The sequence below is a fragment of the Pseudoalteromonas sp. APM04 genome (assembly GCF_022809815.1).
In the GTDB taxonomy this organism is placed as follows: Bacteria; Pseudomonadota; Gammaproteobacteria; order Enterobacterales; family Alteromonadaceae; genus Pseudoalteromonas; species Pseudoalteromonas marina.
This window is the reverse complement of sequence record NZ_CP094441.1, coordinates 1,138,014-1,152,299: the sequence shown is the minus strand read 5'-3', so window position 1 is coordinate 1,152,299 and position 14,286 is coordinate 1,138,014. Positions and strand designations below refer to the sequence as shown.

General features: G+C 40.5%; 12 protein-coding genes. 4 read left to right on the top strand and 8 right to left on the bottom strand.

The genetic code is table 11. The annotated features are described in order from the left end of the window. Positions 1–292 precede the first annotated feature (292 nt). Positions 293–1,930, top strand: a complete 1,638-nt coding sequence (locus MTP24_RS05470; protein ID WP_243533141.1) for a response regulator — start codon at positions 293–295, stop codon at positions 1,928–1,930. On the opposite strand, the gene msrB is transcribed toward MTP24_RS05470, so the two are convergent. The 7 genes from msrB to MTP24_RS05435 all read right to left on the bottom strand — a co-directional run bounded on the left by msrB (position 1,927) and on the right by MTP24_RS05435 (position 10,618). Beyond that, positions 1,927–2,367, bottom strand: a complete 441-nt coding sequence (gene msrB, locus MTP24_RS05465; RefSeq protein ID WP_243533139.1) for a peptide-methionine (R)-S-oxide reductase MsrB — start codon at positions 2,365–2,367, stop codon at positions 1,927–1,929. The two genes, MTP24_RS05470 and msrB, sit on opposite strands and share 4 nt — an antisense overlap. Before the next feature lie 131 nt (positions 2,368–2,498). Continuing rightward, positions 2,499–2,945, bottom strand: coding sequence for a hypothetical protein (locus MTP24_RS05460; protein ID WP_138741030.1), 447 nt, complete (start codon positions 2,943–2,945; stop codon positions 2,499–2,501). Beyond that, complete coding sequence (locus MTP24_RS05455; protein WP_138741031.1) at positions 2,945–3,466, bottom strand: DUF2919 domain-containing protein; 522 nt, start codon at positions 3,464–3,466, stop codon at positions 2,945–2,947. Before MTP24_RS05455 ends, MTP24_RS05460 begins: the two co-directional genes overlap by 1 nt. A 10-nt stretch (positions 3,467–3,476) precedes the next feature. Next, on the bottom strand, positions 3,477–5,495 hold the full coding sequence (ligA, locus tag MTP24_RS05450) for an NAD-dependent DNA ligase LigA (RefSeq protein ID WP_243533137.1): 2,019 nt from the start codon (positions 5,493–5,495) through the stop codon (positions 3,477–3,479). 77 nt (positions 5,496–5,572) lie between these two features. After that, positions 5,573–6,340, bottom strand: a complete 768-nt coding sequence (gene zipA, locus MTP24_RS05445; protein ID WP_039036671.1) for a cell division protein ZipA — start codon at positions 6,338–6,340, stop codon at positions 5,573–5,575. Positions 6,341–6,414: 74 nt separating this feature from the next. Beyond that, a complete protein-coding gene (locus tag MTP24_RS05440) occupies positions 6,415–9,819 on the bottom strand; it encodes an AAA family ATPase (RefSeq protein WP_243533135.1) in 3,405 nt (1,134 codons plus the stop codon). Positions 9,820–9,886: 67 nt separating this feature from the next. Continuing rightward, positions 9,887–10,618: an RNA methyltransferase gene (locus MTP24_RS05435; RefSeq protein WP_203984129.1), complete on the bottom strand. Its 732-nt coding sequence runs from the start codon at positions 10,616–10,618 to the stop codon at positions 9,887–9,889. A 167-nt stretch (positions 10,619–10,785) separates the two neighbouring features. Here MTP24_RS05435 and MTP24_RS05430 point away from each other — a divergent pair, with 167 nt between their 5' ends. Genes MTP24_RS05430 through MTP24_RS05420 form a run of 3 tightly spaced genes read left to right on the top strand, consistent with a single transcriptional unit; the run spans position 10,786 to position 13,312 of the window. Next, positions 10,786–11,895, top strand: coding sequence for a YjgN family protein (locus MTP24_RS05430; RefSeq protein ID WP_243533133.1), 1,110 nt, complete (start codon positions 10,786–10,788; stop codon positions 11,893–11,895). Positions 11,896–11,904: 9 nt separating this feature from the next. After that, positions 11,905–12,927, top strand: coding sequence for a M48 family metallopeptidase (locus MTP24_RS05425; protein WP_243533131.1), 1,023 nt, complete (start codon positions 11,905–11,907; stop codon positions 12,925–12,927). Further along, positions 12,914–13,312, top strand: coding sequence for a DoxX-like family protein (locus MTP24_RS05420; RefSeq protein WP_243533129.1), 399 nt, complete (start codon positions 12,914–12,916; stop codon positions 13,310–13,312). The genes MTP24_RS05425 and MTP24_RS05420 overlap by 14 nt, the downstream gene beginning before the upstream one ends. A 43-nt stretch (positions 13,313–13,355) precedes the next feature. Here the strand turns inward: MTP24_RS05420 and speB are convergent, their stop codons facing one another. Beyond that, a complete protein-coding gene (gene speB, locus MTP24_RS05415) occupies positions 13,356–14,285 on the bottom strand; it encodes an agmatinase (RefSeq protein ID WP_243533127.1) in 930 nt (309 codons plus the stop codon). Position 14,286: the final 1 nt, after the last annotated feature.

The following is a 14,286-nucleotide window of genomic DNA, read 5'->3' as shown; positions in this document are numbered from 1 at the left end:
ATTCATTTCCTATTTTTATTAAATTCCTATTTGAATATTTAGATTTATTATAAAAAAGAGCATCGCCTTTCTTTACTAGTAATGACAGATTAACCACGCCCTATTATTTAGTACCTATTTAAATACGTACATAACCCGTTATTACAGTACTGGATAAAAATGACACTTTACGACCATATAAACGTATTAGTTAAACCTAATTACCTAATAAATACAGCTAGCATTTAAATTCTCTTGTAAGCAGCTAAACTGTTGATTATAGTCTGTGTTAAAAGTGATAACGCTTAAGCCAATGCCAACTAAGATATTTTCAAAAGCCAAAATACTAATAGTCGAAGAGCAACCGCTTGCTCAAAGCTATATGAAACAATCGTTAGAAAGACTCGGCTTTCGGCAGTTGAGTTTTGCCGATCATGCAAATTCAGCCAAAGAACAATGTTTAAGTGAATCGTTTGATTTAATTGTTTGTTCGTTTAATTTAAATAAACACCAAGACGGTTACCAATTGTACGAAGAGCTAAGAGTAAAAAAGCTTATAAAAAACTCTACAGGCTTTATCTTTATTTCAGCTGAAACAAGTGGCTCATTAGTACACAGTGTACTTGAGCTTCAACCGGATGATTTTTTAGTTAAACCTTTTACAGGGCAAGAACTCAAGACCCGAATTGAACGTATTTTAAAGCGTAAACACGATCTTCAAACCGTATACACGCTTATTGATGATGGCAATGATTCAAAAGCAGTAAAATATATTGATGCGGCACTTGAAAGAAAAGACAATAATTACAGCCCTATCTTACTTCGCCTGAAAGGTGACGCTCTTCTTCGGTTAAAGCGGGCTCAAGAGGCCAAAGATTTTTTTAAATCCGTGCTCGACATTCAAAAGTTTGCCTGGGCAAAGGTGGGGCTAGTTGAAGCGCTTATAGCTAACAACGAGCACATTTTGGCGCAGCGCATGTTAAAAACCATGCTAGAACGTCAAGAAACCCGGCTTGTTGCATTAGACTTACTAGGTCGGTTAGAAATAAAACTCAATCAATTTGAATTGGCACAAGATTTTTTGAGTAAAGCTGCCACAATTGCACCACGTAATATATCGCGTCAAAAATCGTTAAGTACAGTCTCGTTAATTAATCACGACTACGAAAAAAACTACCTCACACAAAAAGATATAGCAAACTTTGCTAAGCACTCTATTTACGATCATCCCGACATTTACCTAAATGCGGCTCGAGCAGGAATCGATTTTGCGTTAACAACGGATCAAACCGATCAAGTGCAGCGAATCTCAAGGCAGACAAATAAGTATATAAACGATTTAAAAACCCAATTTCCTAACAGTACGAATCAATCGCAAATTGATGTGCTTAATGCGCGGCTTCATTATTTAAAAGATGAGCATCAAAAAGCTAAAAAGCTCATCGAACAATTAGAAGATGACGACTCTATAATACGCTCAGTAGATGGCGCACTTGATAAAGCAAAAGCCTTTCATGAGCTAGGGTTTCATCAAAAGGCGCAAATGTTATTTTCGCAAATAATTAATCATTGTGAAAGACACCCAAATACCAGCGAACCCACCTACTTACGTTATATACAGCAACAACAAAGCGAACGACGTGACATTAAAATGGGGCCGAAAGAACTTAATAATCATGCGGTAACCCAATTTAACAAAGGGCAATTAAACACAGCACTTGAAGCATTTACGCATGCGTTTAGAGTTATGCCACGCAATCAAAGCATTGCACTTAATTTATTACAATGCTTGTTTGACTCGACCAAGCAAAGTGGCAGCTCATTGAATATAGGACTTGCTAAAAAATGCTACGCCTTATTGGACAAATCTGACCTGCCAGCAGATCAAGCGCAGCGCTTAGATAAAATAATGGATCAAGCAAAAAAGATGAAGCTAAACCTCAAAGACTAAAGCTTTTTCATTGCTGCGCCATTAACGCAGTATCGAAGGCCCGTTGGTAGTGGGCCATCTGGAAATATATGCCCTAAATGCGCATCACACACGTTGCATACAACCTCTACACGCTCCATGCCATGGCTGACGTCGCGTACGTAGCCTATTGCTTCTATCGTTGCTGGCTGAGTAAATGAAGGCCAGCCTGTTCCGCTTTCAAATTTTTCGTCAGCATCAAACAATAAATTATCACAACAAACACACACATATTTACCGGACTCTAGTAATGTACAACTGCCAGACATACCAGGACGCTCTGTCCCCTTCATACGAGTTACGTAGTATTCGTTTTCTGATAATTGTTCACGCCATTGTTCATCGGTTTTAATGACTTTTTTACTGGGTGCAGGGTTGCCATTATTGGCAAAGTTAATCACATCTTTCCATTTCAACATAGTAACCTCATGAAAACCTGTATTACGAATAGGGTGTATAATCTGGCCTCTAGATAATTAATTTATATAAAACAAAGATCAGGTTATATGGCTAAATCTTTTTATTGTTACGTGGATGAATGACGCCGCGATCAAGCTTGTTCAAAGGTAATAGTTTGCTTTTCTGCAGTAGTAAAAATACGCTGCATAAACGCCTCTAATTCCGCTTTTTTAACGGGTAAGCTAACACTTAGTTGCCGGTCATTATTGCTACAAATAATTAGCTCGTCATCTTTACTCACTACGCGCTCAATACTTTGTATAACCAACCAATTTGGACCATGTTTTTTATCAAAAAAGCCCATTAGGCTAAACACTAGTAAGTGCTGCGCATCGCGTTGAACAAAGTGCTCTAAACGGTTTCGCGCTTTAAATAGTGGTGTAAGCCTATACATGCTTGAACAAAATACAAACACCCAAACTCCTATCAACACTTTAAACCACATAACTTCAAATAACTCAAAAGCAAACATTAAACCAATAAGCACAAAACCGATGAGTGCAATGATTAATGCTATTTTTTTGTTTACTGAGTCCACTATGAATCCTTTTTAAGATCTTTTTTGTCATCTGATGCTTTTTCTGTTGGCTCAGGCCAATCTTTAAAAAACACGGTTAAATAACGACTTTTAACTAAATACCAAAGCACCCAAAAAACAATAACCATTTGCACCGCTAAAAAAAGTGAAAACCGGTAATGGCTATGTGCCGCTTGTACTATTAGCCACGTTAAATCTATTAGCGCGCATACAATTAATGGCCAGCGCATATGCCGCCAAATACTCGCTAATCTGTCAGTGGCTTTATGTGAATCGCGAGGGCGGCGCAAGCAAAATAACAACGTAGGTAATATCGCAATACTGCCAATGGCAATAGCAATAAAAAAGTCGCTTTTAGATCTAAAAAATAACGACATTAAGTCAAGCTCTGGTCGTCGGCTCAGTGCCGCAATAACCCAAATAAAATAAGCACGCAGCAACACCACTACACTTAAGTGAAACGCAACAGGGGTGCGATAACTCCCGTATTTATCCCAGTATTGAGGTCCGTATTGGCTCATTACTATTTTCCTAGCCGTTATGCTTTTTAAGGAGCTCGATTAAATCATCCTCTGTAAGCACGTCTATCCCCAAATCTTGAGCCTTTGTGAGTTTAGAACCGGCTTTTTCACCCGCTACTAAAGCATCAGTTTTAGCAGATACACTACCTGACACCTTTGCACCTAGCTGTTGTAAGCGCGCTTTAGCATCATTGCGGTTAAGCGTATTGAGCGTACCTGTAAGTACATAAGTAAGCCCCGCCAGCGGTTGCTCATCCTCTGACGGTGCACTTAGCGCAGGCCAATGAACACCTTGCTCAATAAGCGCATTGACCACCGCTAAATTGTGCTCTTCATCAAAAAAGCCTCGTACATGCGATGCCACAATATCGCCTACATCGCTTACTTGTGTGAGGCTTTCAACACTAGCACTAATAATATTCTCTAGCGTTAAAAAGTGATTCGCTAAATTCTGTGCCGTAGCCTCACCGGCTTCTCGAATACCCAGTGAATATAAAAATTTAGCAAGGGTAGTGACTTTTGCTTCATTTAAAGCAGTAACTAAGTTTTTAGCCGATTTAGGCCCCATGCGTTCAAGTGATTCAAAGTGACCTTGCTTTAATATAAATAAATCAGCCGGAGTTTTTATAAGCTCACGGTCCACTAATTGATCAACAATTTTATCGCCAAGACCATCTATATCTAGTGCTTTACGCGAGGCAAAGTGCTTTATAGCTTGCTTGCGCTGCGCGGGGCATACTAGGCCACCAGTACAACGGGCTACAGCTTCCCCTTCTACTTTTTCTACATGGGAGTCACAAATAGGGCAAGCTGATGGAAACACAATGTCTCTTGCATCTGTGGGCCTGCGTTCAAGCACAACTTGTGTTATCTGCGGAATCACATCACCAGCACGGCGTATAATCACTGTATCGCCGACTTTAACGCCTAACCGAGCAATTTCATCACCATTGTGAAGCGTTGCATTAGACACCGTTACACCGCCTACAAACACAGGTTCTAAACGAGCAACAGGCGTAATTGCACCTGTACGACCAACTTGAAACTCTACATCAAGGAGTTGAGTGACTTCCTCTTGCGCCGGAAATTTATAGGCAATAGCCCAACGAGGTGCACGCGCTACAAAGCCTAAACGCTCTTGTAGGGCTTTTTTATTAACTTTTATTACTACGCCGTCAATTTCATATTTAAGCTCACTGCGACGCGTTAAAATATCATCATAATAATCAAGTGCAGCTTGTGGCCCTTCCACCAGCTTTGTTTCTGGACAAAGGGGTAAGCCCCAATCAGTTAGCTTTTCTAATTGCTGAAAGTGATCCTCAGGGATTGAGCCATCAGCAACCAAACCAGTACTGTATGCATAAAACATCAGTGGGCGTTTTGCGGTAATTTTAGAGTCTAGCTGGCGTAGGCTACCTGCCGCCGCATTACGTGGATTTACAAATACTTTTTCGCCACGCTTTTGCGCTTCATTGTTTAGCTTTTCAAACCCAGCGCTGTCCATAAATACTTCACCACGCACTTCAAGCTCTTTGGGGTAGTCGCCACGCAACTTAAGGGGGACGTTACGAATTGTTTTTACATTTTGAGTAATATTCTCGCCTGTAAAGCCATCACCCCGTGTTGCAGCTTGTACCAACACTCCATCACGATAAATAATAGATACCGCTAACCCATCAAGTTTTGGCTCACAGCAAAAAGTGAGCTCATCTGTGCTCATTAAGCGCTCTTTTATTCGGCGATTAAAGCCCGTAAATTCATCTTCGCTAAACGCATTATCAAGCGATAGCATTGGCACTTGATGAGCAACTTGCTCAAATTTACTAAGCGCTGCACCACCTACTTTTTGAGTCGGTGAGTCAGCAGATAAAAATTCAGGATTTTGTGTTTCAAGCGCACTGAGTTCGCGTAATAGCCTATCGTATTCAGCATCAGGAATGCTTGGGGTATCAAGCACATAATAATTATAATTGTGCTGCTCTAATAGGGTACGAAGATGATTAATTTGCTCACTAATGCTGCTAGACATTTAAACCTCAAAAAACATAAAAAAGCCACTTTGACGATATCGCCCAGTGGCTTGTAAAAATTATATATTACAAATTGTTACGCTGAAAAAGCACGAACCTGCTCAACATATTGCCTTACACGCTCAACACTCATTTCTTCGCGTTCTGCGTCTAATATGTGCGCGCCGAATTCGTCGGCTATTTTTTTAGCCGCACTGTGCAACATATTAAAGGCTGCTAGTCCGTCACCGTCACACGGCAAGGTCATAAATAAGCTAACACCTGCGGTGCTAAACTGTTCCATATTGTCTATATCGAACGTTCCTGGGTTGTACATATTAACTAATCTAAACAACACTGGTCCTTGGCCTGCAGGGTCTAAATGACGATTAAAAAAGCCCTCTTCAGAATATTTAAAACCAAGCGTATTCACAGCAGGTAATAACTTGCTGCCTTGCATAGTTAACCCTTCTGGCATTTGTATATGTACAATAACAAAATCGGGTACAGGCTCTTTTGGTTGTTCATTAGTTTGCTCAACCGACTCTAAATCGTCAACAACACTCAGGTCATCTTCAATAGGAACCTCTGGCGCGCTGGGCTCAATTTGAGGCTCATTAGCATCAAAGTTAAGTTCACCTAGCTGTGGTTCGTCACGCTCACTAATTACCGGCTCTTTTGGCTCAGCTTTTTGACTATATGAATGAGAGGAAGCTGTTTGGCTTTCTTGGAGTGGTTCAACCCGTTCATTAACGGACGTATCTGGGCTCTCTTTTTTTCTTACAGACCATAAACCATGGACTAATAAGCCACCAATGACAATCACACTGATAATGATTAAAACCCATCTTAATTGTTCGGCCATCCCCTCACCTTTTATTATTTGTTATGCCTAAAACCTGTATAGTAATTAAAAACTAATACACGTGTTATAAAAATTTATGCGTGTGCAAGTTGCACCGCTTGTTCAATATCTACTGCGACCATTCGAGATACACCCGGCTCTGCCATAGTCACACCGGTTAAACGCCCCGCCATCTCCATTGCAATTTTGTTATGGCTTATATAAATAAATTGCACTGATTGTGACATTTCTTCCACCAAACGGCAAAAGCGAACAACGTTTGCGTCATCTAATGGTGCGTCAACTTCATCCAGCATACAAAACGGGGCTGGATTTAGCCTGAATATAGAAAACACTAATGATAATGCCGTCAGCGCTTTTTCTCCACCACTTAACAAGTGAATAGTTGAATTTTTCTTACCTGGCGGCCGTGCCATTATACTAACACCACTTTCAAGTAAATCGTCACTGGTTAATTCCAAATACGCACTCCCTCCACCAAAAACTTTAGGAAACAGCTGTGCAAAGTCTTCATTAACTTGATCAAACGTGGCTTTAAAGCGTGTTTTTGTTTCGGTATCTATTTTCCGAATAGCCCCTTCAAGGGTATTTAACGCTTTAGTTAAATCTTCTAACTGATTATCTAAATACTCACTGCGCTGTTTTGCAACATCAAACTCTTCTATAGCTGCTAAGTTAACCGCACCCAGCTTGTCTAGCTGATTTGTAATACCTGTTAATTGGTTTTGCGCTGAATTTAGGGTTAAGTCGTCAGGTAATGTTTCAAGTACGGCTTTTAAGCTTTGTTTAAGCTCTTCTAATGGCTCGAGTGCAGCTTGTGCCTTTATTAATAAGCTCTGCTCTTCAAGTGTTAATTTTTGATGTTGTTCTTGAAGCCCTTGCAGCTCACCTTGCGAATTTTTAAGACTAGCTTGCTTTGTATGCAAGGCGTCTTTAGCTTGTGATAAATTGTTTTGTAATTGCGTTAATCGTTGTTCACCATGCTGATGCTTTTCTAGTAAGGTTGAAATTGATTCACTGAGTGTTTCTTCTGGAATAAGTAACGCCTCTATTTCCAAAACTAATTCTTCAGCCCCTTGTTTTGCCTCTTCATAGGCTTGCGCTGCATGGCTCAGTTTTGTTTGACTTAACTGCCATTCACTACGTGCTTTTTGCTGACTTAAGCTTGCCTGATGAGCCTGCGTTTTGTATTGCTCCAATGCGCTGAGTGCTTGGCTATAATTTTTATCGCTGAGCATGCGCTCATCATTCGCAATCTCAGTTTCATCTGTTAAATTTAATTGCTGCTCAACAAATAGTTCATATTGCTCGGTTTGTTCATCAAGCTGCTTATTGAGTTGCACCAGTGACGCACTTATCGCTTGCTCTTGTGTTTTTATTTTTGATAGCTGATGTTGATGTTGAGTAACTTGCTCTGTGAGCATATCGCTTCGGGTACTTGAAATAGCAATTTGTTGAGCAAGCTGATGAATAACGTCTTTGAGTGCTTTTTGCTCGGTATTAAGTTCTGCTTGTATTACAGTGTATTGTTCAAGCTCACTTTTGACCTGTTCAAGCTGACTTTTAACCTGTATTACCTCATCGGTGTGCGCGTGAAGTTGCTTATGCTTTATTAGCAATGAGTTGTCGGTGTTACTGTCTGCGTTTACGTGCCAATTACGACCATGCAATTCGCCTTTTTTATCCATTATCGCAATGTAATAGTCATCATTTAGCATGGTTAAATCGGCGTGTTCGCTATAGCCAATTCGCGTGAGTAAGTCAGGGTAAACGCCAGCGGTAATATAATCTGCCAAGCTTGCCTTAAGTGAAGGCTGACTGCTTGGCCATATACTATTAGTTGATTGCTGCTCTGTTACACTTAAATGCGTGAGCGACTTAAGTGCTTGCTCTATTAGTGGCTCAAAACCATCTTGCACTATGAGCTGACTTAAAACCCCAGTTGAGTTAGTGACCTCTTCATCTAACCCCAATGCACTTTTAAGCCCAGCAATACGGGCGTTTAGTTCATTTTCTTTATGTGTCAGTGTTTTATGATTGTCTTGAGTTTCATCAACCAGCCTATTTTGCTGAGTCAATTTAACTTCACATTGCGCAAGCGCGCTTTGATTTTTTGCAAGCGCCTCAGTGAGTGCTTGGCGCTGCTGTTTTTGCTCGGCCAGCTGCTGTTCTACATTATTATTTTTTAGTTCATCAAGCTGTAAATTTAATTGGCTAAGTTGCTCATTAACATGATTTATTTGCTGTTGCGTGTGCTTTATTTCACTACTTTGCGACTGCACCTGAGTGGTAAGGTGTTGCTGTTGTTCGTTGAGTGTTTGCCAATTCGAATAACTTCGCTGCTTAGTACCCTGCAATCCCTCAAGCTCAAATGACAATTCACTCACTTGCTCTTCGCACATTAAACTGCTTTCTATTGCCTCTTGCAGTGCTTCATCAAGTTCTTCGCATATGTGCTGCTGTTGCGCTTTTTGCTCAAGGCTATCTGTTTGGCGTTGTTGTAATTTTATTAAGCTTTGTTTAAGTGACTGTATTTGTTGTTTAACACTAATTTTTTGCTGTTCGGCTCGAGTTAACTCGGTATGAGTAATATGTTGCTGGTGCTGCGCATCACTTAATTTATCCTGCTGAGCTTGTACCTCTCCTTCAAGTGTTGCAAGCACATCATCGTGCCCTGAGTGAGCCGTTTTAAAAAAGCTTATTTGCTCATTAAGCTTTTTGATTTGCTCGCTTTTGTCTAATTGTTGTTGATGCAGCTTTTGCCATTTTAAAACAGCTACTTGACCTTTTAATGTGCGCTCTGTTGCTTTAAGTTCACGGTATTTTTTAGCATCTAGTGACTGAATAGCCAATTTATCAAGTTGGCTTTGCAACTCTTTACGAACATCTAATAAACGTTCTAAATTTTCTCGGGTACTTTTAATCCGCGTTTGCGTTTCGCGGCGACGCTCTTTGTATTTAGATACGCCCGCGGCTTCCTCTAAAAACACGCGAAGTTCATGAGGTTTACTTTCAATTAAGCGCGATATCATCCCTTGCTCAATAATCGCATAACTGCGAGGACCAAGCCCAGTGCCTAAAAATATATCAGTTATGTCACGCTTGCGGCATTTGCTGCCATTTAAAAAGTACAACGATTGGCCATCACGTGTTACTAAACGCTTAATCGCTATTTGGTTTCTATCGGCAAAGGTATTTTTTAATTCTTGCTCGCCTAATGAGTTATCAAAAATTAGCTCTACAGAAGCTTGCGAAATGGCTTTACGATTAGTTGACCCATTAAAAATAACATCTGTCATGGCATCGCCACGCAAGTTTTTAGCTGAGCTTTCTCCAAGCACCCATCTTACCGCATCAATCACGTTAGATTTGCCACAGCCGTTTGGCCCAACAACGCAGGTCATTTGATCTGGAAACGGAATTTTAGTGGGCTCTACAAACGATTTAAAGCCCGCTAATTTAATAGTGCTTAAGCGCATCTTGTTGTTTTACCAATTTATTATTGTTGTTATTCATGGGCAATTTAACTTAAAAAACACGCGTTTGTTAAGCTTGTCGCTTAAAATTATCTAAAATAATCCCTGTTGCCATAGCAACATTGAGCGACTCGGCCTCGCCAAATGCAGGAATTGTTATTTTATCGGTCACTAAACCCGCACAGGCTTGTCGTATGCCATGAGATTCGCTCCCCATTAACAATACACCTTCGCCATTAAACTGTGTTTTGTGTACGCTTTGGCCATCTAAAAACGCACCGTAAATTGGTAACTTGAGTGTTTGTAGGTAAGCAGGTAAATCGACCTGACTAACTGAAACTCTTACAAATGACCCCATTGTGGCGCTAATTGTTTTTGGGTTATAGGCATCTGCACTGTCTGTGCTGGTAACAATGTGTTTAATACCATACCAGTCTGCCACCCTTATTATTGTGCCTAAATTGCCAGGATCAGACACGCCATCAAGAGCCAATATTAACCCTTTTATTTTGGGTAAGTCGGCTTTTGGCATATCAACAATTGCAATTGCGGCATTATTACTTACTAGCGTGCTCGCTTTAGTAAGAACGTCCTCGTCGGCTTCAATGATATGGGTGCTTGGAAAACAGCTTTGATGAGCATTTATAAACGCCGAAGTTGCAAATACATCAACTGCGTTTAGTGTGCTATTAAGCAACTCAAGTACGTTTTTTTCGCCTTGTACAAGGTATTGATTATATTGCTTTCGGTACTTTTTTTGGCCAAGTTGGCGAATAAGTTTGAGTTGGTTTTTTGAAATCATAACAGCCCCATAAAATTATCCGCCCAGTATAACAGAGTTCATTATAAAAAATGTATCACCTAGTTTGAACTCACCTTAGAGATTAAAAGTCCGATTGCAGGGATAAATATTGAGTTTTGCACTTAAAATCGGTAAATTAACAAAAAAACAACATGGAATGGCTTTTAATGGAATCAATACACCCAACCCCTTCACAATCAAACGAATCTAGCGCGAATCCACTCACCCCGTTATCTAGCTCTAAAGTGCAATTTAGTGGCAAAGGCGGTGAGTTTTTTGGTATTTGGATAGTTAATATCTTACTAAGCGTACTAACATTGGGCATTTATTCTGCCTGGGCAAAAGTGCGTACAATGCGCTATTTTTATGGGCATACTCGTATAGATGGCCACAGCTTTGACTACTTAGCTACTCCAATGCAAATTTTAAAAGGCCGTATTTTAGCGGTCATTGTATTTTTAATTTACACCTTTGCTGTCAGCTTTTTTCCACTGATAGGCTTTGTATTTGCCATCGCTTTTATTTTTTTAATGCCGTGGATTATTAACCAAGGCTTACGTTTTAATATGCGTATGACCCGTCATCGTAATGTGCGTTTTGCATTTAAAGGGGATTACGGCGAAGCCTTCATTAACTTTATTCTTTTACCTATTGCCAGTGTATTTACACTTTATTTATTAATGCCTTATGTTTTAAAGCGCATAGATACTTACATTCACAGTAATATTAGTTACGGTAATAAGCCATTAGCCGTAAAGCTCAAAGGTGAAACCTACTACCTAACAGCCCTTATTTGTTTTGTAGTGAGCTCTATCACCATGGTGATATTTATGGCTATTTTAGGACTATTTGGACTTGATTTACTCAATGTAGAAAACCAACAAGCAGCTCAAGACCCTGCAAAAATGGGGGTTATGTTTGGTGGTTTAATGATTGCTTACGTCGTGATGATTGCCATAGTAACCGCGGTATGGAAAGCGGCAATTAGAAATCATATTTTTAATAATAGCCAATTTGAAGATGTAGCATCGTTTAAATCACAGCTTAAACCTATTCCTTACGCCATTTTACTTTTAACCAACATGTTAGCTATTGTGTTTTCATTAGGGCTTGCTTATCCCTGGACACAAATTCGTACATCAAAAATGCTTGCCGAAGCTACAACTGTTGATATATACCCTGGCGCATTAAACTTAATAGATACAACGCAAGAGCAGCAATCATCCTTTGCTGAGGAAGCGGCTAACGTATTTGATATTGATTTGTCGTTAACATAAGAGTTTATTATGAACGTTCAGGGACATTATTTTCCAAACGCTTCGAGTAATTATCAGCTGTGTGTCGCTAAAATTAGTGGCTCACACGTTGAAATTAATCACGGTAACGACGAACCTGTCCGCTATGCAATTAACGAACTTAATTTAAGTTCGGCGATTGCAGGTCTTGCCGACGAACTAAGCTTTGACGATGGTGGTCGCTTTATTCCGCTTGATGTAGATTTTAGGTGGGCATTTAACGCTAAAAATAATCACTCACTAGAGCGGTTTGAAAAAAATAAGTGGGCTATTATTGCAGCAATTGTAGTTACACCTCTTTTTATGTGGTTAATGCTATACAAAGTTGTGCCCGCAATTGCTGTTTACAGTGTTGATACTCTACCGCATAGCGTTGTTGAACAAATGGGTGAGCAAAGTTTTGCTGTAATTAAAAAATTAGCACTCGACCCAACAGAGTTACCTGACGAACAACAAGCAAGAGTTCAGCGACACTTTAAGACTATGCTTGATGAGCTTGCACTTGAAAAGTCGGTGTATAGGCTTTCGTTTTATAAATCCCAAAGCTTTGGTGCTAATGCGTTTGCACTCCCTCATGGCCGAATTGTGGTCACTGATGAATTGGCTAATTTACTGGCCGATAAACCCAATGCACTAAAAGCAGTGTTACTTCACGAAATTGGCCATGTCGTCCACCAGCATAGTGTTCGCATAACAGCACAGTCGGCAGCAAGTACGGTTGTACTTGCCGTTATATTCGGTGATTTAGAGGGAATAGCGGAGGTTGCCTTGGGGACTGGTGCCTCGTTTGCCCAACAAGGCTTTTCGCGAGATATGGAACGAGAAGCCGACAGTTATGCATTAACTCAACTAGAAAACTTAGGCTATTCAAGCAACGATTTTGCCGATGCAATTGAAGCTTTGCAAAGTGCGCATACCACTGAAAATGAACACCTTAAAAAGGTAAATAACTTACTCGAATACTTATCAAGCCACCCCAGCTCACAGGAGCGAATAGATAATGCTAGGAAATAACCGCGGTTATATACAAATTGCACGCTATATTGTGGGGTTGAGTTGGATGTATCATGGCTTTTTTCCAAAGATTTATCACGTTGCCCCTCTTGAAAAGTTAATGACTGGCAGCGCTGGCTATTCTGCACAAGTGTCTGATTTGATTACGCGTGGTGCCGGTATTGCTGAGGTTATTTTTGGGCTGTTACTAATTATATTTTATAAAAATAAACAGCTAGTTTGGTTAAATATTTTCTTATTATGCGGCCTGTTAGGGGCCGTTGCGCTCATGCAGCCAAATTTGTTAATAGAAGCATTTAATCCAGTTACTACCAACTTACCGCTTATTGCCTTGAGCTTTATATGGCTGAAAGAAATAAAACTCTTGAGTAATCGATACCTCTAAATAATAAAAGAGGATTTACATCCTCTTTTATTATTGGGGCACTTTAGAGTGAGTACTTATTTTTATGTGTCCACAAATGCAATAACTCGCTCGCAATTGTTGCCGCGGCAATAGCGGTAAGCTCACTTTGGTCATACGACGGTGATACCTCTACCACATCCATTCCCACCATATTTATACCTTTAAGCGCGCGCAGTATTTTAAGCACTTTATCTGATGTTAAACCACCACAAACCGGTGTGCCTGTACCTGGTGCAAATGCCGGGTCAAGGCAGTCTATATCAAACGTTAGGTAAACGGGTAAGTCGCCTACCCGTTCTTGTATTTGCGCTGCTATTTCATTGGCGTGCAAATCGTTAGCTTGCATTGCATCAATCACTGCAAACTCATGCTTTGATTGGTCAAAGTCGGTACGAATACCTATTTGTATGCTGTGCTCAACATCAATCAGCCCTTCCATGGGTGCATGATAAAACATAGTGCCGTGATCAAAACGCGAGCCATTGCTGTATGTATCAGTGTGCGCATCAAAATGAACCAGTGCCATTTTGCCATGTATCTTTGCATGCGCGCGCAATAGCGGAAGCGTTACAAAGTGATCGCCCCCAAGGCCTAAAAGCGTTGCCCCTTGGCGAAGTATTTGCTCTGCGGCCATTTCTAGCTGTGCCGTAAAATACTCAGGATCGCCTACCGGATAAGTAAAGTCCCCCGCATCAGCAACCGTTAAACGCTCAAATAAAGGAAATGTCCACGGGTATTTAGTGTCTTCCCAGGCTAAATGTACTGACGCTCTGCGAATAGCATCGGGTCCTAAGCGAGCACCGGGACGGCCCGATGTTGCTAAGTCAAACGGTAAGCCTAGTACAACGACATCTGCATCAATGGCATTAATATTTTGCACCATAGGACGACGTAAAAACGTCATCCCGTTTGAATACAACGAGTGGTCAACATGACCAAACAAACTAGACATT